This window comes from Alkalibacillus aidingensis (genome assembly GCF_014595945.1).
In the GTDB taxonomy this organism is placed as follows: domain Bacteria; phylum Bacillota; class Bacilli; order Bacillales; family Alkalibacillaceae; genus Alkalibacillus; species Alkalibacillus aidingensis.
This window is the reverse complement of record NZ_JABXWU010000006.1, coordinates 16,615-41,276: the sequence shown is the minus strand read 5'-3', so window position 1 is coordinate 41,276 and position 24,662 is coordinate 16,615. Positions and strand designations below refer to the sequence as shown.

The 24,662-nt window shown below is 38.6% G+C and carries 25 protein-coding genes; 10 read left to right on the top strand and 15 right to left on the bottom strand.

Annotation, left to right across the window (positions count from 1 at the left end; translation table 11 throughout):
• Positions 1–12: 12 nt before the first annotated feature.
• The 5 genes from HWQ49_RS10110 to HWQ49_RS10090 all read right to left on the bottom strand — a co-directional run bounded on the left by HWQ49_RS10110 (position 13) and on the right by HWQ49_RS10090 (position 4,434).
• Positions 13–1,311, bottom strand: a complete 1,299-nt coding sequence (locus HWQ49_RS10110) for an HD domain-containing protein (RefSeq protein WP_188207497.1) — start codon at positions 1,309–1,311, stop codon at positions 13–15.
• Positions 1,312–1,416: 105 nt separating this feature from the next.
• Complete coding sequence (locus tag HWQ49_RS10105) at positions 1,417–2,328, bottom strand: 5-oxoprolinase subunit C family protein (RefSeq protein ID WP_188207496.1); 912 nt, start codon at positions 2,326–2,328, stop codon at positions 1,417–1,419.
• A gap of 6 nt (positions 2,329–2,334) precedes the next feature.
• Positions 2,335–3,096 (bottom strand): LamB/YcsF family protein, encoded by a 762-nt coding sequence (locus HWQ49_RS10100; protein ID WP_188207495.1) that lies wholly within the window; start codon positions 3,094–3,096, stop codon positions 2,335–2,337.
• Entirely contained in the window at positions 3,093–3,821 is a 729-nt protein-coding gene (gene pxpB, locus HWQ49_RS10095; protein ID WP_188207494.1) for a 5-oxoprolinase subunit PxpB, read from the bottom strand. The genes HWQ49_RS10100 and pxpB overlap by 4 nt, the downstream gene beginning before the upstream one ends.
• A 13-nt stretch (positions 3,822–3,834) precedes the next feature.
• Positions 3,835–4,434 carry a pyroglutamyl-peptidase I gene (locus HWQ49_RS10090; RefSeq protein ID WP_188207493.1) on the bottom strand — a complete coding sequence of 200 codons (600 nt, stop codon included), beginning with the start codon at positions 4,432–4,434 and terminating at the stop codon, positions 3,835–3,837.
• A gap of 129 nt (positions 4,435–4,563) precedes the next feature.
• Here HWQ49_RS10090 and HWQ49_RS10085 point away from each other — a divergent pair, with 129 nt between their 5' ends.
• From HWQ49_RS10085 to HWQ49_RS10060, 6 genes are all read left to right on the top strand, one after another.
• Positions 4,564–5,379: a lipoate--protein ligase family protein gene (locus HWQ49_RS10085; protein WP_188207492.1), complete on the top strand. Its 816-nt coding sequence runs from the start codon at positions 4,564–4,566 to the stop codon at positions 5,377–5,379.
• Between the two features lie 108 nt (positions 5,380–5,487).
• Positions 5,488–6,231, top strand: a complete 744-nt coding sequence (gene hemQ / locus HWQ49_RS10080) for a hydrogen peroxide-dependent heme synthase (RefSeq protein ID WP_188207491.1) — start codon at positions 5,488–5,490, stop codon at positions 6,229–6,231.
• Between the two features lie 306 nt (positions 6,232–6,537).
• A complete protein-coding gene (locus HWQ49_RS10075) occupies positions 6,538–6,960 on the top strand; it encodes a cell wall hydrolase (protein WP_188207490.1) in 423 nt (140 codons plus the stop codon).
• Between the two features lie 412 nt (positions 6,961–7,372).
• Complete coding sequence (gene gerQ / locus HWQ49_RS14890; protein ID WP_188207568.1) at positions 7,373–7,810, top strand: spore coat protein GerQ; 438 nt, start codon at positions 7,373–7,375, stop codon at positions 7,808–7,810.
• A 240-nt stretch (positions 7,811–8,050) separates the two neighbouring features.
• Entirely contained in the window at positions 8,051–8,560 is a 510-nt protein-coding gene (locus HWQ49_RS10065) for a sigma-70 family RNA polymerase sigma factor (RefSeq protein WP_223155118.1), read from the top strand.
• Between the two features lie 167 nt (positions 8,561–8,727).
• Complete coding sequence (locus HWQ49_RS10060) at positions 8,728–8,895, top strand: hypothetical protein (RefSeq protein WP_188207489.1); 168 nt, start codon at positions 8,728–8,730, stop codon at positions 8,893–8,895.
• Positions 8,896–8,957: 62 nt separating this feature from the next.
• On the opposite strand, the gene HWQ49_RS10055 is transcribed toward HWQ49_RS10060, so the two are convergent.
• Both HWQ49_RS10055 and HWQ49_RS10050 read right to left on the bottom strand, forming a co-directional pair.
• On the bottom strand, positions 8,958–12,050 hold the full coding sequence (locus HWQ49_RS10055; RefSeq protein WP_188207488.1) for an AAA family ATPase: 3,093 nt from the start codon (positions 12,048–12,050) through the stop codon (positions 8,958–8,960).
• 22 nt (positions 12,051–12,072) lie between these two features.
• The gene (locus HWQ49_RS10050; protein WP_188207487.1) at positions 12,073–13,227 is read right to left on the bottom strand and encodes an exonuclease SbcCD subunit D; all 1,155 of its coding nucleotides are present in this window, start codon (positions 13,225–13,227) and stop codon (positions 12,073–12,075) included.
• 356 nt (positions 13,228–13,583) lie between these two features.
• Between HWQ49_RS10050 and HWQ49_RS14775 the strand changes: the two genes are divergently transcribed.
• Positions 13,584–13,706, top strand: coding sequence for a hypothetical protein (locus HWQ49_RS14775; RefSeq protein WP_262926661.1), 123 nt, complete (start codon positions 13,584–13,586; stop codon positions 13,704–13,706).
• Positions 13,707–13,800: 94 nt separating this feature from the next.
• Here HWQ49_RS14775 and HWQ49_RS10045 read toward each other — a convergent pair whose 3' ends face one another.
• From HWQ49_RS10045 to HWQ49_RS10020, 6 genes are all read right to left on the bottom strand, one after another.
• Positions 13,801–14,439, bottom strand: coding sequence for an alpha/beta fold hydrolase (locus tag HWQ49_RS10045; RefSeq protein WP_188207486.1), 639 nt, complete (start codon positions 14,437–14,439; stop codon positions 13,801–13,803).
• A 164-nt stretch (positions 14,440–14,603) separates the two neighbouring features.
• A complete protein-coding gene (locus tag HWQ49_RS10040) occupies positions 14,604–15,281 on the bottom strand; it encodes an SIMPL domain-containing protein (RefSeq protein WP_188207485.1) in 678 nt (225 codons plus the stop codon).
• 108 nt (positions 15,282–15,389) lie between these two features.
• On the bottom strand, positions 15,390–16,109 hold the full coding sequence (locus HWQ49_RS10035) for a YwaF family protein (protein WP_188207484.1): 720 nt from the start codon (positions 16,107–16,109) through the stop codon (positions 15,390–15,392).
• 107 nt (positions 16,110–16,216) lie between these two features.
• Positions 16,217–18,004 carry a S9 family peptidase gene (locus tag HWQ49_RS10030; protein WP_188207483.1) on the bottom strand — a complete coding sequence of 596 codons (1,788 nt, stop codon included), beginning with the start codon at positions 18,002–18,004 and terminating at the stop codon, positions 16,217–16,219.
• Positions 18,005–18,228: 224 nt separating this feature from the next.
• Positions 18,229–19,020, bottom strand: a complete 792-nt coding sequence (locus tag HWQ49_RS10025) for a class II aldolase/adducin family protein (RefSeq protein WP_188207482.1) — start codon at positions 19,018–19,020, stop codon at positions 18,229–18,231.
• A 457-nt stretch (positions 19,021–19,477) separates the two neighbouring features.
• Positions 19,478–20,482, bottom strand: coding sequence for a helix-turn-helix transcriptional regulator (locus HWQ49_RS10020; RefSeq protein WP_188207481.1), 1,005 nt, complete (start codon positions 20,480–20,482; stop codon positions 19,478–19,480).
• 129 nt (positions 20,483–20,611) lie between these two features.
• Here HWQ49_RS10020 and HWQ49_RS10015 point away from each other — a divergent pair, with 129 nt between their 5' ends.
• The 3 genes from HWQ49_RS10015 (at position 20,612) to HWQ49_RS10005 (ending at position 22,101) form a co-directional block, all read left to right on the top strand.
• Positions 20,612–21,022 (top strand): hypothetical protein, encoded by a 411-nt coding sequence (locus HWQ49_RS10015; protein WP_188207480.1) that lies wholly within the window; start codon positions 20,612–20,614, stop codon positions 21,020–21,022.
• Positions 21,023–21,149: 127 nt separating this feature from the next.
• Positions 21,150–21,554, top strand: a complete 405-nt coding sequence (locus tag HWQ49_RS10010; RefSeq protein ID WP_188207479.1) for an RDD family protein — start codon at positions 21,150–21,152, stop codon at positions 21,552–21,554.
• 94 nt (positions 21,555–21,648) lie between these two features.
• Positions 21,649–22,101 carry an RDD family protein gene (locus HWQ49_RS10005; protein ID WP_188207478.1) on the top strand — a complete coding sequence of 151 codons (453 nt, stop codon included), beginning with the start codon at positions 21,649–21,651 and terminating at the stop codon, positions 22,099–22,101.
• Positions 22,102–22,368: 267 nt separating this feature from the next.
• Here HWQ49_RS10005 and HWQ49_RS10000 read toward each other — a convergent pair whose 3' ends face one another.
• Together HWQ49_RS10000 and HWQ49_RS09995 are read right to left on the bottom strand one after the other, a co-directional pair.
• Entirely contained in the window at positions 22,369–23,439 is a 1,071-nt protein-coding gene (locus HWQ49_RS10000) for an alpha/beta fold hydrolase (protein ID WP_188207477.1), read from the bottom strand.
• A 196-nt stretch (positions 23,440–23,635) separates the two neighbouring features.
• Positions 23,636–24,610, bottom strand: coding sequence for a DUF2628 domain-containing protein (locus HWQ49_RS09995; RefSeq protein ID WP_188207476.1), 975 nt, complete (start codon positions 24,608–24,610; stop codon positions 23,636–23,638).
• Positions 24,611–24,662: the final 52 nt, after the last annotated feature.

The window sequence follows — 24,662 nt, the reverse complement described above, 5'->3', positions numbered from 1 at the left end:
GAGCACAACTCCTTATCCCTTCAAGATTTCTAATATCCGCTTCTTAGTTGTATCCTCATCTGGTAGTTTATCAATTAAATCCCTAGCGAAATATAACTTATGATCTGTTCGTTTCTTCCCTGAAATAGATTCAACTATATCTGACTGCCGTGATAGTTCCCGTAATTCCCCATTTGGAAACTGTAAATGAATCGGAAGGCGCTCCTCTTCTTCACCAGGTCGGTAAAAATCGTACGGTAGGTCAGATGAAGAATCGACTTCTAAATAATAATTCGGATCAATTCCCGCTTCTTTAAAGCACTCTTTTAAATCCATTAACTCCCGGTATTGATGACCCGGGTCAAATTCTACATATTTATATAAATCTCGGTCGACAAAACGACGACATAGATCGGCTAAAATCTCATCATCTTCTTCCTGCCATATGTGGAAATAATAAAATACCACATTCTCGTCTAATTTTAAATAGTCCTCAAGGCTTACGTCTTTGTTGAAAAAGCTCTCAAAGTGTGTTGGATGTAACTTAAAAGCATACTCATCCGACAAATATAAATCTTTTGCGCGATGCAAGATTTTTGATAAAATCACTTCCGCACTTCTCGTCACCGGATGAAAATAGACCTGCCAATACATTTGATAACGACTCATAATATAGTCTTCTACCGCGTGCATGCCACTTTCCTTAATCACCATCTGATCTTCCACCGGGCGCATGACACGTAGAATTCTCTCCATATCAAAATGGCCATAACTTACACCCGTAAAATAGGCATCGCGTTGCAAGTAATCCATACGATCCGCATCAATTTGACTCGAAATCAAACTAACCACAAGCTTGTTGGAATAAGTTTTATGAATCACATCAGCTACGTCCTGTGGAAAGTTTTCGTCCACTTGACGAAGTATTTGATTTACTTTGGTATTCCCTAAAATGATGGCTCTTGTAAAATCCTCATGATCTAAATCAAACACTTTTTCAAATGAATGTGAAAAAGGGCCATGTCCAAGGTCGTGCAACAAGGCAGCAGATAAGCATAATAATCTCTCATCATCGTCCCAAAACGGTTGGTCACGGAAATTCTCAATAATACGACGAACAATTTCATAAACACCTAATGAATGATTAAAACGACTATGTTCAGCTCCGTGAAAAGTTAAAAACGTCGTCCCCAATTGTTTAATCCGTCGCAATCTTTGAAACTCAGGTGTACTAATTAAATCCCAAATGACGCGATCACGCACATGTATGTATCTATGGACAGGATCTTTAAAGACCTTTTCTTCATTTAATTTTTCATCACGATATGCCATTTTTTCCGACCTTTCTATCAAACTGTGCATTCTTAATCATATTATAACTTTTTTCAATCATGAATAAAACAGGGCGAGCTTATCAAAGAAAACAGTTAGAAAAAATCACGCCTCTCGCCAGTGTCTTAACCATTCCTCTGCCTCTTTTAAGTCCACACGCTTAAAATTAACCTTTCCACCTGGAGGAAGTTGGGCTATTTTCCAGTGATCAATCGTTACGATAGTTCCTAGCGTCGTATAGCCCCCTGTTGTTTGTCGATCAGCTAAAAGAATCATGGGCTGTCCGTTCGATGCGACTTGAATCGTTCCAAATGGGGTTACACTCGAGATAATATCTGCACTGGTATGGTGGTTTAATGGCTGATCACTCTCCAACCTACACCCCATTCGGTCCCCTTGTTTCATCGTATAATTGGTTCGATAAAAATACCTCACTGATTCTTCTGTAAAACGGTCCTCCAAATGGCTAGGGACCACTCTTAATGTAACTTCTTGTGTGTAAGTCGGTAATAATTCCGGACTTAACCGATTACCAGGCGTCATATGAACTCCCTCATACTCTGATAAGAGCTGATCACCTGCTTCTAATCGTCTTCCTAATCCAGCTTTCTCATAGCACGACTGACTCCCGAGGTAAACTGAAGACTGAATCCCACCGAGTACACATACGTAAGCACGTACGCCTGTTTTTGGTCGTTCGAAGACTAACTTTTGACCCTTAGTTACCGAAACAGTCTCCCACATCGGAATTGGCTCACCACCTAGATAACCGTTTAAGTTTGCACCCGTCACGCAAATCAGACCATCACGTAAAAACTTAAACTCTGCCCCACCAAAAGTTACTTCGATAGCTGCTGAATCCTCGCGATTGTTTAAAAGGCGATTTCCCATCACCAACGCGTAGCGATCCATAGCCCCTGACACTGGCACCCCCATATGCTGATAACCAGGCCTTCCCAAATCTTGAATGCTCATATATAACCCCGGCTCAACCACTTTAACGAATGCTTCTGCCAAATCCAATCACCTACTTAAAGCTATAACTTGAATTCCTTTATACTCTAGCGACTCTCGAATATGCTTGACATGTTCATAAGCCGACTCACCATCACCATGAAAACAAACTGTGTCCGCTTCAATATCGATTTGATTTCCATTAGAAGTTGTCACCTTACCTTCAAGTACCATCTCAAAAACTTGATTACGAATCGCATTACGGTCCTTCAGGATGGCATCCCTCTCTGACCGAGGAGTTAAATGTCCCTCAGATGTATAGGTTCGATCGGCAAAAACTTCTGAAGCTACTTGCAAACCAACGTCTCTACCAGCACGAATCAGTTCTCCATTAGCTAACCCATACAACACAAGACGTTCATCCACATTAACAATAGCTTTAACGATTGCATCTGCTACTTTCCGGTCTTTTGCAGCAAGATTATATAATGCTCCATGAGGTTTAACATGATTTAATTGCACTCCCTCGACGTGACAAAACGTTTGCAAGACCCCAATCTGATAGACCACCATTTGATAGATTTCTTCATCAGACATACTAACCAACCTTCGTCCAAAACCTTGTAAATCAGGATACCCAGGGTGTGCTCCTATAGCCACACCAGCTTCCTTTGCTAGCTGAATGGACTTCGGTATGGTCATATAGTCTCCAGCATGAAAACCACAAGCAACGTTGGCTGAGGTTACCACCTGCATTAACTTTTCATCGTCTCCTACAACAAATTGACCGTAGCTCTCACCTAAATCTGCATTCAAATCTACTTGCATCACTCATCCTCCCATTCTATTTGGATGACTTGATTACCTAATTGACCTTGTTCAATTTCCCTATACTCTTCTCCACTAATAGATTGAAACCTCAATAGATCACCCATTTTCAACAAGGTTGGTTCATCTTGCTCAGGATCAAAGAGTGAAACCGGAGTTCTTCCGATCAAATTCCAACCACCTGGTGACTCTAATGGGTAAATACCTGTTTGGTTTCCAGCAATACCAACACTGCCACTAGGAACTGTAGCACGTGGTGTTTCTAATCTAGGTGTGTCCAAACGCTTATTTAAACCTCCTAAATACGGGAAACCAGGCAAAAACCCAATCATGTAAACAAGGTATATCTGTTCAGTATGTAATCGAATAATATCTTTTTTACTGATCTGGTGATATTGTTGCAAATGGTCGAGATCAGGTCCATATTGCTCGTCATAACATACCGGTATTGTCACTGTCCGCTTACTCATTGAGGTCTTCGAATTTTCTGTTTCAGCTAACATTTCCTCAAGTAATGCTCTTACATGATCGAATTGTAAGACTCGCCAATTATAATAAACAGCAACGGAGTGATAAGTCGGTATAATATCGACTAACCCTTTAATACTACTATTTCGTATTAATTTTTCAAACAGCATGACCTGCTCGTGGGTATCCTTTGAAATATCTTCACCAAACTGGACAACAGCAACCTGGTCACCGACTGGATAAATAGTAGGACCGTTCACACTTCATCATCCTCTACAAACATTGTAAACAGAGTTTAACTGCCTCATTTAAATCCTTTTGTGACCAGCTTGGTACCTTCCCGTGTTTAATCGCTAGCTCGTGTGAAGCTGGGATATGGATAAAACCAGAAGGAACGTTAATACCTTTTCTTTTAAAATGATATAGTCCATGGTACATCACGTTATTACATAAATAGGTCCCTGCCGTGTCTGAAATCGCGGCAGGATAGCCAGCTTCTTTCAGTTGTTCTACCATCTTACGAATCGGCAACGTGCTAAAAATACCATCCTCTCCATCGGTAAATATCGCCTCACCATTAGGCTTTCTCCCAGAATTGTCGGCTTCTCCATCATTACTATTTACCGCTATTCTCTCGGGAGTTATTTTATGACGTCCTCCAGCTAACCCTAGAGAAACCACTGCATCAGGCTTAACTGACTCAATTATATCGATCAATTCCTTTCCACTTTTCGCAAAATCGACCGACAGAATCTTTCCAATAACTTCATATTCTCCAATACTCTCCCCACTCAATTCTTCAACAACCTTCATGGTTGGATTGACAGGAAAATTTAAAAATGGCTCAAAGCCTGTTAACAATAACTTCTTCATCAACATCCACCTCTAACTTTGTCAAACTATTATTACTATTTTAACATTACTAGACCCATGATTAACAGATTATTTCAAAGCCACAATCTGCTATAATAAGAACAGCTTATAAAAGAGGAACGATTATATATGAATCACGATTTATTAAATTTTAATCATATTAGATTGATCAACAATAGTAACCCCCATACATCGAGCATTATTGAATCATTTGCCGTTGATGACACCCTTTGTCTATCAGTTAGTGAGACTGGTGAGACAGCTATGCGCTTCTGGGTTCATCAACCAACAGTTGTACTAGGGATTCCTGACAGTCGATTACCTCATTTATCTCAAGGTGTCCAATATTTAAAACAACAAGGGTACGATGTGATTATTCGAAACTCAGGTGGATTGGCTGTAACATTAGATGAAGGAATCTTAAACATTTCCCTGATCTTCCCTGATGCTAAAAGTTTTGATATTCATGACGGATATGAAGCAATGGTCAAGTTGATTCAGTGGCTCTTTGAAGACGAAGGTCAAACCATTGAAGCGTATGAAATTGAACAGTCATATTGTCCTGGCACGTATGATTTAAGTATTGATGGGAAGAAATTTGCCGGAATCTCTCAAAGACGTGTAAAAAGTGGTTCTGCCGTCCAAATTTATCTCTGCGTTGAAGGTGATGGGGAAAAGCGTGCACAGCTATTGCAGCATTTTTACCAACTATCTTTAAAAGGTGAGACGACTAAATTTAAGTATCCCCATATTGATCCTACAGTAATGGCATCTCTTGAACAGTTATTAGGTAAAAAAATAACAATTAAGCAAGTGATGGAGAAACTGATTAATAAATTTAAAGATTATGGCGTCCATGTATTAACTCATGATTTAAATGAACGAGAACATGTTTGGTTACAGTCTAGGCTTCAACTTATGAATAAAAGAAACGAACACTTATAATCCCGTTAAAAGTTAACAAAACGTTCATGACCATATCTTTTAACCTCATGACAAGCTTATGGTATATTAAAAATAGATGTTGAAATGATCCCAAAGGAGTGACTATATATGGCAGAAGCAGTTGAAACACTTGATGGCTGGTATATGCTTCATGACTTTCGTACAGTTGACTGGACAGCATGGAAGAATGCCACAACTGAAGAAAGAGAACAAGCAATCAGTGAACTTAATCATTTAATGGCTTCATGGGAAGATGTTGAGGCTGATAAACAAGGAAGCTTTGGCTATTACACTGTGGTTGGCCACAAAGCTGATCTATTATTCTTAAATGTTCGTCCAACTATGGAGGAACTGACAGAATTAGAAATGGCGCTTGATAAAACGAAAATGGCTGAATTCTTCACTAAGCCATATTCATACATTTCTGTTGTTGAGCTATCAACCTATATGGCTCAAGGCAAGGATCCTGACACAGATCCAGAAATCCAGGCTCGTTTAAAACCAATTTTACCTAAATGGAACCACGTTTGTTTCTACCCAATGGACAAGCGTCGTGATGGAGAAGATAATTGGTACATGATGTCTAAAGAAGACCGTGGAAAATTGATGTATGCTCATGGTATGACTGGACGCAAATATGCAGGTAAAGTCCGCCAGATCATTACTGGTAGCCAAGGCTTAGATGATTGGGAATGGGGCGTTACTCTATTCGCACATGATACGTTACAATTCAAAAAATTAATTTATGAAATGCGCTTTGATGAAGTCAGCGCGCGCTTTGCAGAATTCGGTTCATTCTACATCGGACATCGAAAAGAACGTTCTGAATTAGAAAAAATTATGTATGTCTAACTAAGTTATTGAGCTTAATCAGACCAACTGATTAAGCTCTTTATTTTGGCTCTGTTAAAGTTTAGTGTTGATAATATTAAGTTTTAACAGAGCGTATTTTTTGACCTAAGTATATCATTCATAAACCCACCCTAATGATTGCTCCTACCTCAAACACCTTCTTAATTCATAAACGGTTGATCATTCCCATAAGATTTTAATAGTCATAACATTTCCTGAAATTTCACAACAAAAATTAATCATCATTTCTAAATTAGGTCATATATATGAAATAGTGATGGACTAAATAGAAGAGGTGGTGGTTAGTTGGCAGTCATAGCATACACAGACGCACAACTGAGAGAACTAGCTCGCCTTATGCGCGCCGAAGCTGAAGAAGACGGAGAACTCGGAATGCTAATGGTAGGAAATGTCGGTGTTAACCGCGTTCGAGCTGATTGCTTAGACTTTGAAGACATTCGCAATTTGGAGGATATGATTTATCAGTCCCCTGGTGGTTTTGAGGCAACTCAGATGTCTTATTTTTACCAAGGGGCACGTGAAATGGACATTCGCTTAGCTAGACGAAATGTTCAAGGTGAAAGGTTTGACCCAGCGGAATATTCGTTATGGTTCTTTAGACCTGACGGACCCTGTCCCCCTCAATGGTTTGGGCAGTGGAACGTTGGCCGATACAAGGCTCACTGTTTTTATAATCCGACTCAGGCGGATTGTCCGAATATTTTTTAGTTAGTTAGTTCTATTTCAGTATATAACTCTTAGGGAGGTTGATTTTTTGGATCAGTCAAAAAATGACAATCAGGAAAGAAAGCGCACAGGGGAAAACAGATCCAACCCTCAAGAACGTAAGGGGAGTGCATTCAAGCAACCTGCACAAAAGCCTTACCAACCAGGGCAACAACAAGGATGGTACCCAGGTGGGCAACAGCCGGGGAAAAAAGGTTTAAAACCTGGTGGAAAGCCGATTAAAGGACCAGGTGGATCAGGAGCTGGAGCACAGCAGGGTTACAGTAGTCCTCCAGGTGGCACACAACCTTGGGGCGGAACAGGTTATGGAGGTATGCAACAACCACCTAACGGCATGGGGCCTGGATTTAATGGACCGCAATCACCTGGTGGGACACAGCAACCACCTGGTGGCATGGGACCTGGGTTCGGTGGAACACAACAACCAGGTATGCAGCAACCACCTGGTATGCAACAGCCACCTAGTGGCATGGGACCTGGTGCACAGTTCCCTGGAATGCAGCAACCACCTGGCATGCAACAACCAATGCCAGGAATGCCGGGTATGCCAGGGATGCCGGGAACACCTGGTACCGGACAGATTCCACGTGAACGCTCTTATATTGAAAACATCCTGCGTTTAAATCGTGGTAAGCAAGCGACTTTCTACTTCACATTTGAAAACAATGATGAATGGAATGCTATGGTCTTTGAGGGAATCGTGGAGGAAGCTGGTAGAGACCACATAGTTGTTCAAAATCCTGAAACTGGTGAATGGTACTTACTATTAATGATTTATTTAGATTACGTTGTTTTCCAAGAAGAACTCGAGTATGAGTATCCATTCGCATAACCATGTTAATCAAAATCGACTGACTTACATTTGTAGGTTGGTCGATTTTTTTATTTGTTTCCCACTCTATCAAGATACTTATCGATTATATAGGTATAAGGTACCTATTAAAATAGCAAAAACGTATCAATACCGATGAATCATACCCCCAAAAAAAGCTTTTTTTATAACATAGATTTATAACCCAACACCAACCTACCCTGTACATGGCCGGCCTTTAATGATGGAGGAGAAAGCATATTGACTTATAATCATGGACAACCTTACTCAGAAGACTTCACTTCTATACTAAATCAATACCAAAATATGATTTATTATAATATTCATAAACTTGGTATCTATGATCAGCACGGTGAATTTTATCAGGAGGGGTTAACAGCACTTTGGGAATCTTACCGAAAGTATGGTGACCATCCAACCTTCCCTAGACTAGCAACTATGTATATTCGTAGTAGACTGATTGACTTGATCCGAAAAAGCAATCGCGTACAAGACCGAGAAACAATTTATGAATATATACACGACCAACCCGAACTTAACCAACAAATTGAAAACTTCGACCCATCGTTTTGGAACACCGTTCGATCACACCTGACTGAAAAACAATGGATTTACGTCGTCAAAAGGATCGTTGAAGGGAAAGCTATTAAAGAAATAGCTCATGAAGAACAAGTGACTGTGGATGCTGTTAAAGGCTGGGGAAAGGAAGTAAAGAAAAAGCTCAGACCCATAATGATTGACTTCCTATAACCCATCTAATTTGCCCTTCTTCATAACTCAAAGTCTCTTCCCCCTTCAATATCTCAGACTGATATTTGTTCAGTCCATAGAATGAAGTAAAATCGACCTCCATGCCGTTTAGAACCATTAATGAACACGGTAAACTTTATATAGTAAGTGAAACGGAGGCGATTTTTATGTCTATAGATACTATGGTGAAAGAAGTAATGCTCAAGGATTTACAAACAAAATACATCTCTGAGCATGCCTATCAACCAGATAGGTTACTTTCAATCAAACGTTTGTTTAATAAGCGTCGTTTGGTAAAAAATGAATCACCAAAGCACAAGCAGAAACTTGCATAATGCTGTATAATCCATGTATAAAGCTCCTAGCCAAATTAAAATAATGGCTTGGAGCTTTTATTTTAGGAAATGATAAATTCCGTTTCACTATATCCGTCTTTATTCTTTCGTACTTCTAAGATCGCTGGTATGGCTGACTTTAATTCCTGTACGTGAGAAATCACACCAATCATTCGACCCGACTTCTGTAAATCAATAAGTGTGTCAATTGCTTTATTAAGTGATTCTTCATCTAATGAACCAAACCCTTCATCAATAAACATCGTTTCAATAGACACACCACCTTGAAAGCTTTGAATCACATCAGACATTCCTAAAGCAAGACACAATGAAGCATTAAACTTCTCTCCTCCTGATAACGACTTAACATCCCGTGCTTGTCCAGTATAAGCATCGTAAACGTCCAAGCCAAGACCACTTTGTTTTCCTTGAGATTCTTGACGGTCACTTCGTTCTAAATAAAACTGTCCATTCGATAATACTCTTAATCTTTCATTAGCTGCTTCAATAATCTGTTCCAAATATTCGATTTGTAAATAACGTTCAAATGAAATTTTCCGGCTATTCTGGCCTCGTACGATATCATACAGATCATTAATTCGACTAAGTTGTTTCTCTACTTCTTCTGCTGCCTTATGTGCTTCTGATATTTGACCTTTTAGTTGATCTATATCTTCAATCCTTCTTTTAATAACATTATATTCGTTTAATACTTCTTCATATTTTTTCATCACTTCATTGATTTGCGTCTCTAAAGTGGTTAAGTCTACTTTTTCTTTGTCTTTTAATTCTTCGTTCAGCTCACCAATTCGATTTTGCAAGGCCTTAACTGTTTGATGGTAATCATCAATCTCTGCTTTTAATTTATTTATTTCTTCTTCAGATCGCTTAGCTTGTTGATAGGATTCCTCTGTCTCAAAAGTAGCTTTTTTAAGCTCTTCATTAAAGTATTTCTCATGCTTTTCGCGTTTGGCTTTCAACTCGTTGACTAAATGAACCGTATTTTTATAATTAGACTCTGACTCAATTACCCTTTGTTTAGCTTCTTCATAATTCTTTTGTGCTTGTTCCCACTTTCTTTCAAGCGCTTGTTTACGTTCATGCATTTCTTTAGATTTTTGCTCGATGAACTCTAACGAACGGGCATTTTCTGGAATTGAATTAAGCAACTCTTGATAAGCACCTTCACTCTTTTGATAATTACTTTGTTGTTGTTGATATTCTTGTTCGGCTTGGTCTTTATGTTGTTGTTGCTTCTTCAACTGTTCTTCAAGTTTGTGACTTTCTTCTTTAAGTTGTAGTAGTTTTTGTTGTTTTTGTTCTAAATCAGTTACTTCTTGGCGTAACTTCTTACCCTTTTCACAAATCTCTTCGTACTGTGCTTCAAGATCTTCTAACGAATCATGGTCAACTTGTACAGCCTCTTTTGACTGATTAATCTCCTGCTGCACTGTCTCTAATTGACTCTCCGTCTTCAAATAGGTTTCTTGAAGAGTGTTCATTTGACTTTTCTTCTCTTCCATCAACTCTTTACTTGGAGCCTGTGAAATGGTTGATTGCTTATCTGGGTGTTCCTTGCTGCCACAAACTGGACAAGGGTGACCGTCATGAAGGTGTTGTGCTAACACTCCTGCCTGACTGTGAACCCAGCTTTCTTCTAAGTTTTCATAGAGTTGCTGAGCTTCTAAAAACTCTTTCTTTTGTTCCTGTAACTGGTTCATAAGTTTTGTTTGTTTTTTTAATTGATCAATGTAGTCCTTAATCGCTTTTGCCTTATCTCGCTCAGTCATTAATTGTTGGTACTTTGTCTGATAGGTTGCAACCACTTGTTCTAACTGGTTAATCTCTTTCTTTTGTTTTTCCTTCTTCTCTTCTATGTGTTGGCATGACTCCTTGAATTGGTTAACTGTAGCTTGTAATTGCTGTGTCTTTTCTCTTAATTCTTTGACTTCATTCTCTTTGATCGTTAACTCTTTTACTCTAGGTAATAGTTCGTTAAGTTTATAGATATAATCACGTACCTCTTGACGTGATTCTTCACGGCCTTTTTCTTCCTGATATAACGCTTCAGCTTTTTCTAGTATGTTTTTTCGATCATTTAATTGATTACTTAAATTCTTTACGTGTTCTTCTTTGCTCTGCAGCTCTTCTTTAATCTCAATCAACTGTCTTTCATGTGGAATCAAATGACTCGCAAGTTCGGCCAGTTTAAGCACTTTTTCTTTTTCCTGAAACTCGGCCTCACGTTTAGCTAACATTTCTAAATGATTTTCTTTTCCCTCAAGTTCCTTAAACTTATCATGAACAACTTTAGCTTGATGATAGTAATCTGTTAACTTTTTTTGGCGCTGATTCAGCTCTTCCTTCTTCGCACTGACGTCGGTGATATACTGCTTATAATAGCTTTGCTCATTAGTTATACCATTCATTAATTGATTCACGTTAAAATTGTCTTGATCAAGTACTTCAAATAAATTTGAACCTTCACGTCTAGGAAGCTTAGCACTAACTTCATTGATTAAGTGATCACGTTTTTGAATTAGTTTTTGGCTATTACTCCTTGCTTCTTCTCGTTTTTCTTTTAATTTCTCGTTAATTTGCTGATAGGGTTCTGTTTTAAATATTTTTCTAAGGATAGCTTCTTTATTTTCAGTGTTAGACGTTAGTAATTTACGAAATTCCCCTTGTGGCAGCATAACAATCTGACTGAATTGACTATGGGTTAAACCGACAAGTTCCTTCACCTTATCATCAACCACAGTCCGCATTTGTCGATCAACACACGGCTCTTCACGCTCGCCAACAACCTTCATAAATTCTACTTTATCCCCTGTGGGAGTTTTATTTCCTTGTTTAACATGCCCTAATTGCCGGAAAATACGGTAAGTCTCACCGTGTAATTCAAAGATTAAATCGACACTTGTATGAACCTCGTCCTTCGCAAAATCACTCCGTAGCATCTGTTTATTTTCACGGTCTTCACCACTAGCTGAACCGTATAAAGCAAAGCTAATCCCATCAAATATGGTCGTTTTCCCTGCTCCAGTCTTACCGGAGACAACGAATAAACGATGGTTTTGTAATTTATCAAATTCGATCACTTCATAGTCCTTGTAAGGGCCAAATGCGGTTAGAGTTAATTTCATCGGCTTCATTAACATCGCTTCCTTTCATAATTTAATGACGCTCTTCATTTAATAGATCTTCAAATACTTCTTGCATAATTTTCTCTGTTTCCTCACTTGGCGCTTCACCTTTAACTTCTTCATAAAAAGCTCTGAACAATTGCTGATCAGTCATCTTATGTCGTTGAATCTTTTCGGTTTGACCTGATTCAGTTTGCTTACCTTTATTAATTTGGCGTTCTACGTGCATGGCATTTGGATAGACTGAGCGGATTTTTTCCATAGGGTATAAAACCGGGGTTTCATCTAGTAATCTAACAAACACATAATCTTCATTTACTTCATGCTGTAACAATTCTTCCATAGTAGCTTCTACGGTTCTTAAATCTAACCGTGGTTCTAATAATCGTTTCTCCACATCAACTGAACCATTTTCGTCTAGGTCCACAATTAGATACCCTTTTTTGTGGTTTTCTTCTGAGATTGAGTATTTCAATGGTGAGCCCGAATAGCGAATGGTTTCATTACCTACATGGTGCGCTTGGTGTAAATGCCCTAACGCCGTATAATTGAAGTCTTTAAATAAATTAGCATCCACATGTTCTGCTCCACCAATTGATAATGGTCGTTCTGAATCGCTTGTATTCTCTTTTTCCTTACCTTGGGGTGTCGCGAATAAATGACCGACCAATACATGCCTCGCTTGCTTATCCATATTTGTCTTAATTTCAGAAGTTAGTTTCTCAGTGGCATCTTGATGGGTACGAATCTGATCATCATTAAACAGTTGACGGACGACACTTGGGTCACAATAGGGAACTAAATGGAAATGAACCTCTCCATGATCATCATTTAATACGACAGGCTCTAGCTCTGGTGATAGCTCCCCAACAATATGTAGCCCTTTATTTCTCATTATATTACTTCCGAAGTTTAGACGTCCTGGGCTATCATGGTTTCCGGCAATGGCAACAACAGGTATTTGAAGTTCTAATACAACCTTACCTAAAACGTCATCTAATAAGTGAACAGCTTCCGTTGGTGGGACTCCTCGGTCATACAAATCACCGGCAATTACGACCACATCTGGTCTTTCCTGCTCAATTTCTTTGACAAATTGATCCAAAATAAAGCGCTGATCTTCCGTCATGTATACCCCTTGTACAAGTTTACCTAGGTGCCAATCAGCAGTGTGAAAGATTTTCATCGACATCATCCTTTACAAAATCGTTTAATCATCCAGAAAAGAAACGTATGTTCGTGTTTTGTGTTTCTTAATTTTATCACGAACTCCAACATAATTCCACTTCTTCAAACATAGATTTACAATTAGTTGTGCAATCGACAATTTACCTCTTTTTATCAATATTGATTTTATTCTGAATATTTGAACATGTTGGAGGGTGTTTAGGGTGTACTATTTTCAGAAAGTTTTATATAATTAGACTTCTAATACAATGTGAAACTTTTTTGGTTAATTTAATGCCAATTTGTTTACACAAAACCAAAACCTGGGTATACTATAGTATGGAAACAATGATTCGCTACAAGGAGGCGATTTACATGTTTGATCATCACTTACTACGTGAAGCAATTGTGACAGATAAGAGAAAACAATACACTACTCCTAGCAAAAAAGTTGAGAGATCACATAAGTCAATTTTTCAAGTATTAAAAGTATTTTAATTCAACGGTTAATTTTAACACATCATAGAATATTAGATTCCTAGAAATAAATGGGCCATCAGCCGAGAATACGGTTGATGGCCTTCTTTTATCTTTAATCAAATTTTCCTGAACGTAAGAATCGATCAACGCACCCAGCTGTCACCTCACTATGGTGGAGCTCTTTATGCCCTAAATGAAGCACCTTAAAATCTTTTAACCCGGGGTAATAAACAGAATCCACCTCGACATATCCATCATTCTCTCCTTTGATCAGTTTATCAGCAGCAATATTACTCCGATTACCTGCAATCGCCCCGATTTCAATTCCAGTATCATGAGAAAAGTCTACATTCTCTAAGTAATCTGTACTTAGTGAGCGAACTGTTTTAAACACTGTAACATAGCCACGAACTTTACTAGCAAGGTCTGCTATCTGGCTGCCACGGTTAGGTGTACCAATTAATACACATCTACCAATATGATCTTTATACTTCGTATCAGCAATAAGTTTACGGATCACTAATCCACCTGTACTATGCCCAATAAAATGAATCTTCTCCCCAGGGGCTATGCCCGACTTTACAATCCCTTCTAAGACGTCTTCAACTAAAGAAACGGTTAAGTCAAACTCATTAAATGTCAATGGTAGGTCGGGGGTAAAACAATCATACCCTTTCTTCTGTAAGTATTCTGCTAATGGAATCATATCTTTATCTTTTCTAAAGAATCCATGAATTAAGACTGCCTTCATCTCGGTGCCCCCTCATCTCTATTTATTCCCTTCTACTATAATGTACTCATAAGAGGAAATGAGTTTCAAGGAATTGGATTTAACCACCGTCAAAGTGAGTGACACCGAAATGATATTCCAGAGAGGGTCGAAAAGAAAGAAAGGAGAGTTTAGGAAGAAGATCATTACGAGATATACTGGAATTGTGCTTCCACACGCGCACTAATCACTAACTGCCCCGGTTCAATTGTTGTACCAGGCGACTCCACTTCTGTGAATGCTTGATAAGTAATCGGTTGTTCATCGACCTGTTCATCAATCTTTATTGGAGTTGAATCAAGCGATGCACCCATCGCATTAGCTAAGGTTACTGCTTTAGCAACTGCACTTTCAAGAGCTTTTCTTAACGCACTTTGATAAACGTTTTGTTGATTGCGATATACCAACTCAACACTCCAAACGCGATTTGCTCCACTTTGCACTGCCACATCAATTACCCGACCAGCTTGAGAGATCTCGTCAATCGTGACTTGTAAACTATGGCTCACCTCATACCCTCTAAACTGCTGTACCCCGTCAACATAGTCATATCGTGGACGGATCGAGTAATCTACCGTTTGGATCTTCTCGCGAGGAATTCCAAGACCTTGTATCGACACCATTACTTGGTTAATTAACTCCGAATTTTCACTTTGTGCATGGGTAAGTGATTCATCTTGACTGACAACTCCTAATCGCACTTCAGCTACATTAGGCTCAACTGTCACGATGCCTTCTCCAACTACAGTCATTACCCGCTTCTCATCTGGTTGAACCTGACTGGTAACATGGTAAGGAAGTGGCGAATATGGGGAATAATACACTTAAGATACCACCTTTCAAATTAGACTTACATATCTATTTATGAGGAGGTGGCTTGGACTATGATTGTTTAATGGATAGAGGTGGAATGATTGTTGAATAGTTTAATATTACCCCCTCTTACCACGACTCGTTATTACTACCATTCCATAAATCACCAAAAATAATATAATAGTAATCCCTTCTAAGGATAATATATACCATGGATAAGGGCCGAGGTAATCAAGTAAAGTTGTGCTACTTGGCTTTCCATTTAGAAACATGTAATTTGATCCAATTAATTGATTCACCCCATACACTAACAGAGCGATGACATTGAGTGCGACAAATGCACGAAGCACAGACTTAAGCGTTGGATGGTATTTTTCCACCCAAAACATATACAAGCACGCTAATATAATCACAAAGTGTGCGATGAAAAACTGGAAAAATCTCATGTGTGGGAACCCAAAATATAATTCAGGTGTAATCATCGCCATAATACCACCAGTCATACTAATAAAAAAAGTAACTTCAAATATTCGGTAGTTTTTCGTTAATAACATAAAAGCGCAGAGATATAAGGAGATCGAACTTAATTGAAGTGGTAAGTTCACAGTCACACTCCACTCACCATGAATCCAAAACCACAAATGAAAAGTTAATTCACTTAAAACTAAAACAGTTACCAACACGACAGTGAAGTCCTTCTTGTATCTTTTAGCAATTGTTTTACGATAGTTATATAAAGCAAATGCTAATAAAAACGTTAGGAATAACATAGTGAGATGCGAAAGGCTAAATAGCTCAAAAGGATACTCACCTCGATTAAATCCGATTAATCCCCACATTGGACTCGCTCCTTATATAGAAAAAAAGAGCCAACCCCAACTTGTGGCCCTTTTTATTGTTTTGCGTAAATTGACATGGGTTCCACCGACAAAAGTCGAGAACCGTTCTATTGATGCTTTTCTAAAAAATCGAGCATCGTTTGGTAGACTTTGATTTCGTTTTCTTTTTTGGAGAAGCCATGCCCCTCATCATCTAAAACAAGATAATCAACGTCGCGACCTTGATTGCGTAATTTCTCAACAATTTGATCGGACTCCTCTTTAACAACACGAGGATCCTTAGCTCCTTGAATGACGAGCATTGGTTTTTCCATACCATCTAAGTAAGTGACTGGAGAGTCTTTTTCAAAACGCTCTTTGTCACGTTCAGGATCACCTAACCAACGCTCCATAATTGGCTTCCAATGATCAGGAACTGAATTAACAAAGGTAAATAAATTGGATACCCCAAAAATATCGACGACCGCTTTAAAGTATTCGGCGTGGCGACCATGTAGTAGTAGGGCCATATAACCTCCATAGCTTCCACCGACTAAAAATAGTTTTTCTGGATTGGAGATTCCTTGGTCAAATAACCACTGGACCCCGTGAACACAATCTAATCGTGGACCTTCTCCCCAATCTTGTTCAACGAGTTTGACATATTCTGACCCGTATCCTGAACTTCCTCTAAAGTTCGGGCAGAAAATAGAATACCCACGATTTAAGAAGCATTGGAACATCGCGCGGAAGAATTTACGCTCAGCTGATTGTGGACCTCCGTGTGGCCAGAAAATTGTGTAGCCATTATCATTTTCCGGCTTAGCACGGAATAACAACGATTCAATTTCCATCCCATCATAAGATTGATACGACACAACTTCCGGGTCAACCATATCATCTGGGCTAACCCCTAACACTCGATTGGCCGTTAGCTGCTTCCAAACGTTGGCTTCGTTATATTTAAAAATATTATGTGGAATCACTGCACTACGCCCGAGCACATAAACATTTCCTGATTTTGCGACTTGCACTTTTTCAATAACATCGACCGGCGCTTCAATTGACTCAAGCGTTCCGTTAACTAAGTCATAGCGATAAAGCTTGTCAGTCACTCCTTTTTCCGTGACAATGAAAAATTGCTGACGGTCTTTATCGTATTTCAAATCGCCAACACTTTCGTTTTCAATCTCTAATACCTTCTTAAACGACTTCGTATTAAGGTCAAACTTCGCTACATAACGATAGTTGCTATCAAAGTCTGTCACAAAATAGATGGCTTCTTCACCTACAAAAGTAGCACCACCACAAACATGCACTTGCTTAGGGTCTGGTGTTAAATAATGCTTCTCCCCATTGATTGTCACAAAAGCAACAGAATATGTATTAGCAAATGTTTGGGTAAAAACTAATGATTGTTCATCTTCAGATACAGCTGCTAGATAAGTAGGACCCTGTTCACCTTCATTAACCAACTTATCTTGACCACTTTCCAAATCCCTTACTCTAGCATTTAGGAAGTTAGGATTATCTTTAGACGTCATGTAATATAGACGCTTTCCGTCTTCAGTTAAATGAGCATAGAAATATTTCTCATTAGATTCTCCAGTAATCAACTCCTGAGGCAATCCACCCTCTGGAGCAACAGAATAAATTTGATAGTTTTCATCCCCATCACGATCAAAACCAGCAAGGACATAGCGACCTTTAGGGTCAAATTTCAAGAAATTACTAGATTCATCTTGATGAGCAAATAAATATGGAAAAGTCTCTGGTAGATTCATCGCCCACACATTCATCTTTCCATTAAGATTTGAACTAAATAACAACTTGTCCTCATCAGGGCTTACTGTAAAATTGGAAATAACATACGAACGAAAGAACTGCTCAACCGTTGGCTTTGGAAATTCTATCATATTTCCCCTCCTAATTATTTCGATAATTGAAATATTTCTTACTATTATACTTCTTTTTATAGAATTGTTCAATTAACCGTATTTTTTAAAATTTAACTGTATTTCCGAGATTTTAACCGTATTTTATTTAAATTAACTGTATTTCTATAAAATTAACCGTATCCATAAAAAAAGCTGCTCGAGTAAGGTTCTTTCACCCTAACGAGCAGCTTCAACACTTCCTATTACTCTAGTAAGTCTGGTTCTTCATTTACGATACGCTCAAACATTGGCTGAAAGCTTTCCCAACCATCGATTTCTCGACCAACTTGTCCGGCCGTATGTTCAGCATCTTCCGGGGCAATTGGATTCACAATTCCAGCAGACTCTGCTAATAGCTGAGACTGGCAAGAACGCTCCATCGTAATAAACCAAAAGGCTGCAGAATCGACTGACTGGCCGACTGTTAACAAACCATGGCTACGTAGAATCACCGCTTTGTTATCACCTAGTGCTTTACCGATTCGCACCCCTTCTTCCTCATCATAGGCAACACCTTTATATTCATCAAAGACTGAATGATCATTGTAGAATGCGCATGCATCCTGGGTAAGTGGATCTAGTAACCGACCACTGACAGACCAAGTCTTACCGTATACAGAATGCGTATGTGCTGAAGCAACCACATCCGGACGTGCTTCATGGACAGCAGAGTGAATCGAAAAAGCTGATTTATGAACAGAATATTTCCCTTCAACGACTTCCCCTTGACTATTAACAAGCACTAAATCAGATGCTTTTATTTTACTAAAATGCATCCCATATGGATTTACCCATAAGTGATCCGTTAACTCCGGGTCACGGTAAGTCACATGTCCCGCAGCACCTTCTGAAAATCCGAAGCGTCCAAATAAGCGAAATGCTGCAGCTAATTTCTGTTTATTATGCTGACGCTCCTCATCTACCGTTTTAAAAGTTGGCTTCTTCAAATAATCCTCTACACCCTTACCAACAACACGTTCCGTTTGATTACTCATCAAAAATCCTCCCTCTAATCATTGTAAGTCTAATAAGTCGTGCTACTATTGTATTTCCACTTTAACTGTCTCAGCTACACTATCTGAAACTCATTCAAACTACACGTCTACGAGATCTTGCAGAAAATTAACTGTATTTACAAAACATTATTAATGTTAGAGGATTGAAGGTTGAATCACAAACCTGGTTTCTTACACAATTCAGAGGAAAATTGAATAAAGTAGGAGTATTTCTCTTGCATTTATGGTCATTGCAATAATCCGACATAATTTTCCGATATTTAAGAGTAATTGAAAGAATTCTTGATTGTGGGTGTGGAAGGAATTCCTCAATTAACCGTATTTTTGAGATTTTAACCGTAAATTTGAAATTTTAACTGTATTTCTGCTGAATTAACCGTATTTCTGAAATTTTAACCGTATTTCATTAAAATTAACCGTATTCGCCCACGCCTACTTAAGACTCCTCATTCCGCTTCAAAGCATCTCGTAAGTCTGTTAATACTTGATTCCTCAACGATTCAGGTCTTATATTATTAATGGATGTAATGTATTGTAGTATCCAATAACGGATGTTACTCTGTGATGTTCGAACTTTCACATCAAAATGATCTTCATCTACCTTTCGAAACGTTGCTCGGTCACCAAAGAAATCAACCACTTGATTAACAATTGAATTATCACAGCGGAATTCAACTGTTTCATTCTCTCCACCAAACATGAAAACCTGATTCTCTATATACTCTTCTGTAGATTCTACACCTTCAATCGGATCACATGGTTCATCTAGGATCTGAATATCTTTCATTCGGTCTATTCGTAAAAATCGTTCTGGATGTTCTCCTTCTAGATTTGTACAGAATAAGTAGTAATAACTAAGGCGCCAAACAATTTTATAGGGGTTAACCACTTTTCGCCCTTCATCTTCATCTCGATACGGAACTAGTTTTTTATCCGTATTATAGGCTAAATATGTAAACTGCACCTTCTTCTTTTGCTCAATCGCTTCAGTTAGTTGCTCAATATTGGTAAACGTTTGAAAGTTATAATCTTTGTGCTCTTCTTTATAGAAATGAATATTTTCTATAAAGCGTTTAATTGAATTCTCATCACCATTATATAGCTCCCCAAGTTTCCGTAATAATTGCTGTCGATGTCCTGGATAAATAAAACTTGAAGAAGCTATCGCATCAGATAACATCTTAATTTCAGAATCAATCAGACTGTGGTTAACGTAGTAAGCATGTGGCTTTTCATCATGCTCTTCAACCTCCTCAATAATTAACCCTTTTTCGGATAGGTCTATTAAATCCTTGATATAATTTCCAATTGTTTTCCTCCCTGGAGGTTCTCCATATAACTCTAATTTTTGACAGATCTCATGGTTTTGAATGGGGTGGTCATAATCGGTTCTTCGTAAGATTTGATAAGTTCGCCACAACCACTCAGTCGACTTAGGCATCATAACACCTCCACAACTTTATAAACATAACATACATAAGTTGGGAATTATTTGCAATCTTTAAATGAGTCATTTTTTACTCACCTCTTTTGCTAGACTGTAGCTACCAATGTTTGTGGAGGGATTGACTTGAGTACTAAACGGCTAGACGTTCAATCATTTATTAAAGAACAGATTCATGAAAGTAAAGTGTATGGAAGTGAGCGTGAAACCGACTCACTTGAACTTCTGCAACAAGCCAGACGTTCACAATCAGCTTTTAAAGAAATCACCCGCATCCTAATAGAAATGGAAATGATCGGCTGCTACGCCAAACTGCATGTTGGAACGATAGACGAAAAAGGCCACCTTAACGAAGAAGAGATGGAACTCCTCAACCAATTTGCTAGTTTCTCAGACCTAACACATTATAGTTTTGAACTTGAAAAAGCTCTTACCTTTCATGACGAAGATGAAGTCAGTGACGAGGTAATCTTAGCCATCGGCACATGGCGACAGTTACCTGGGATATTTAAAACGATTAAAGGGATGGGAAAATAATATCAATCAATCTATCTATTTATGTTTTTTGCCATGTGTAAATATTTTCAAATAATTATATTGAATTTTATGAATGTTTAGTGTTATGGTAGAATAACTTATAATTAAAAACTCGAGGTGTTTGAACATGGATGAAGTCTTTGACCCGGCTGGTTTTTGGATTAGACTTGCTGCTTTAATTGTAGATGGAATTATTCTCTTTTTGGGATTCGGCTTCTTGTCATTAGCTATTTACGGAAGTTTTGTGATTGAACCTTTTTCATTTGTGGACCTGTTAAGCCCACTATATTATGTTTTACTCCCAGTCTTCTGGGTCGGTTATACATTAGGAAAAAAAGCTTTAGGGATTAGAATCGTTAAATTAAATGGAGAAGATGTCGGTATTGGTGCAATGATTATGAGAGAGATCGTCGGTGGATTAATCTATGCTGTTACATTTGGAATAGGTGTCATCGTCAGCGCATGTATGGTCGGATTCACCGAAAATAAATGGGCCATTCATGACTACATTGCAGGCACTTATGTGACATAGGGCTCACCAGAACAAATGAAAGACCAGTAATCTATCATTTATTTCACGAACCCCATAAAACCTTAACCATCAATAAACTAATAGGGTGACGCTAATGGATTTTTCAAAGGATCAACCTATAGCAATAGGGTTAATGGAGCGTGGTATTGCTTTACTAATTGATGAAGTACTCATAGTTATAGTTAGTATGGCTTTATTATGGAGTCTTTTGGAAACCACATCACTTGATGGCATCCAACTTATATTCATTTATTTCTTGTTACATTTTCTATTTACTAATGCCTACTTTATCCTGGTGCCGTTTATTTGGCGTGGTAGGACAATTGGTAAAAGAATCATAGGGCTACGAATCACACCGGTATTGGATGAGAAATTAAGTTTCCAAACGATGCTTATTAGAGGGGTAATCCTTGCTAGCCTGTACTCATTAATATTTCCTTTATTTATAGCTAGTGTCGTTCTCGCTATTGTTAGAGGAGATCATCACACTATTCATGACCTACTAACCTCTACTTATGTGACCTACGACCGACCACAGTATCATTAGGAGTTTTTCCATAAAATTAAGGCGGACCCAATTAAGGACCCGCCTTTTTATTATTTGGCTCTGTTAAAGTCTAGTGTTGATAATTAAATGGTTTACTCTTAGTTGTTGTATGGTGAAAAGCGAAGGTGGCGACTCCAGCGGGAATAGCACGAGCTGAAGATCCACTTGGGAAACGCTTTTCTTCCCAAGTTAGCTGAAGCCGTGCCCCGTGGAAAGCGTCCACCGAAAGCGGATCACCATAACAACAACGGACTTTAACAGAGCGTATTATTTAACAACAGAATCTTCTACAGGAATACTTAGTAGCTCACCTAGATGCTCATCGATTTGGTTAAAATATGCTTCGCCCTCACCACCAAATAAACCGAAGTGGCCACAAACACTATCAATCACTCTTAATTCGCTATTTGGGATTAGCTTTTGCTCAGCTTCACAATCCCTCGGTGGAAAAAACATATCCTCATCAATAGGCATCACAAATACTTTTGCTTTTATTCGTCCTAAGGCTTCTTTTAAATTACCACCAGTCATTCGACTAACATCACCACGCTGCCACTTCCAAGCCATCGTCAACAAAGCATTAGGGTCCATCGCTTGGAATAATGGATGAAGGAATCCGGTTGTAAATTCCTCTAACGAATCCACTTCAAATAATCGCCATTTCTCTTGCTTGTAGAATTCCGTGCTTAAACCCATAACTGCCCAAATATCAGCATGTCTCCTTAATCCATCAGCTACATCTTGACATGATTGATAGTTTCCACTATTAAACCCAGGGTCAGATGTAATGGCTTCCATTAGCGTATGGGTAAATAAAAAGTCATGGTCGGTATTCTTAGCCGTCCCTGCAATTGGTGCAGCACGTTTAACCATATCAGGGTACCTTACTGCCCATTCATAGGTTTGCTGAGCCCCCATTGAGCCACCAACTACTAACGCAACCTCTTCAATACCGTATTTCTCTGTTAATAATTGATGCTGCGCGCGTACATCATCACTAATTCTGACATTCGGGAAATTAGCCATATCAATTGGTGCGGGACTGTTATGAGGGGAACTAGAAAGGCCATTACCAATTTGATTGATAATCACTATAAAGTACTTTTCAGGGTCTAAAGCTCGTCCTTCCCCAATATAAGGTTCATAGGCGATGCTTGTTCCTGAAAACCAGGTCGGAATAACGATGACATTATCCTTTGACTCATTCAGCTCACCATAAGTCGTGTAGGCTAACTGACAATCGGGAATCACACCCCCATCCTCCAATTCAAAATCCCCAATCGTGTAAAGCTCAAAAGGTCCGTGAAACTCTTCGGTGTAGTATGCATTTTCAATCATACTAATCTCACCTTTCTTATATAATAAATTTAATTGCCTACATAAGCTTATTTAATCATATTTCAACAATCATCTAAAAATTCCACATCACCTAGTTAATTTTTTAAAAGGAAGTATAATAGAAGTAGAAAATCTTCCACATTAAAGCCTGATTATTAATTCTATAAGCTTAAACAAATCCCCTTCTTTTAAATAACTAATGATCCCAACCAAAAATATCTTGTAATAAATCTTCTGCTTCTTCTTGCCTTAACAAATGGCCATTGACCCGCACTTCATAAAGCTCTATCGTGTATCGCTCTGTATTAACATCAAAGACAATACTCACATCATAATCATCTTCGCCACCGATCAGAAGTCCTTTATAAATCACTTCCTCCCATTCGGCATCTAAGTAATATGAATGCCATTCTCCATCCATAAAGTTTGTCGAAAATACTTCTTCAACCGTTCGATCGTCTGCGTTAGAGACGGTTGCCTTCTTCACCATCTCGATCGCTGTCCAATCCAATTCATCTGACATGTCGTTGTTTTGATAACCCTCAACAGGTTGAGCTTGTCGATGCTCATTCATCGTGTCACTATTAAAAAAGAAAACCGAAGTGACAATCAACACAAGGACGACCACCGATATAACAACACTAATCCATGACTGGCCACCTGTCTCGTTGGCTGCATTCATCTGTTCATCAAAATCTTCAGTGACATAAGTAATCAAAATGACATGCTTTTCTACACGCTCTTTATAAAAGTAATTACCATAAATTCCAAGCAACACCTTTGCCAGGATCACTAGGCAAGCTAACACGGTATAAAACGCGTTCGAACCAAACTCCAACCACTGGTAAGTCCAAGCTGTCATCGCTGTTGTGATCGCTAACATAAAAGCAATAGCATGACCGTACATCTTCCGGTAGATTAACCAAAAGACATCAAACAAGAAAGCAGAAAAATTCCATGACTCTTTTGTTCCATTCGCCTTAATTTTGATAAACTCTTTAAGGTAATACCAGTGATGACGTCCAATATAGCACTTGGTAAGATCTAAATCAGCCGTATCTACCTCTTTTAGCGAGGCATTAAAAGGACCTGACCTTGCCCGTATGAAACCACCTTTTGTCTCACCTTCACCTTGATTTAATTTATGCACTAGCTGTTTCTGCTTTTTCATCAAAGAGTCCTCATTTCCATATCTGCCTTATTCAATTTTATGGGTCGTGCTC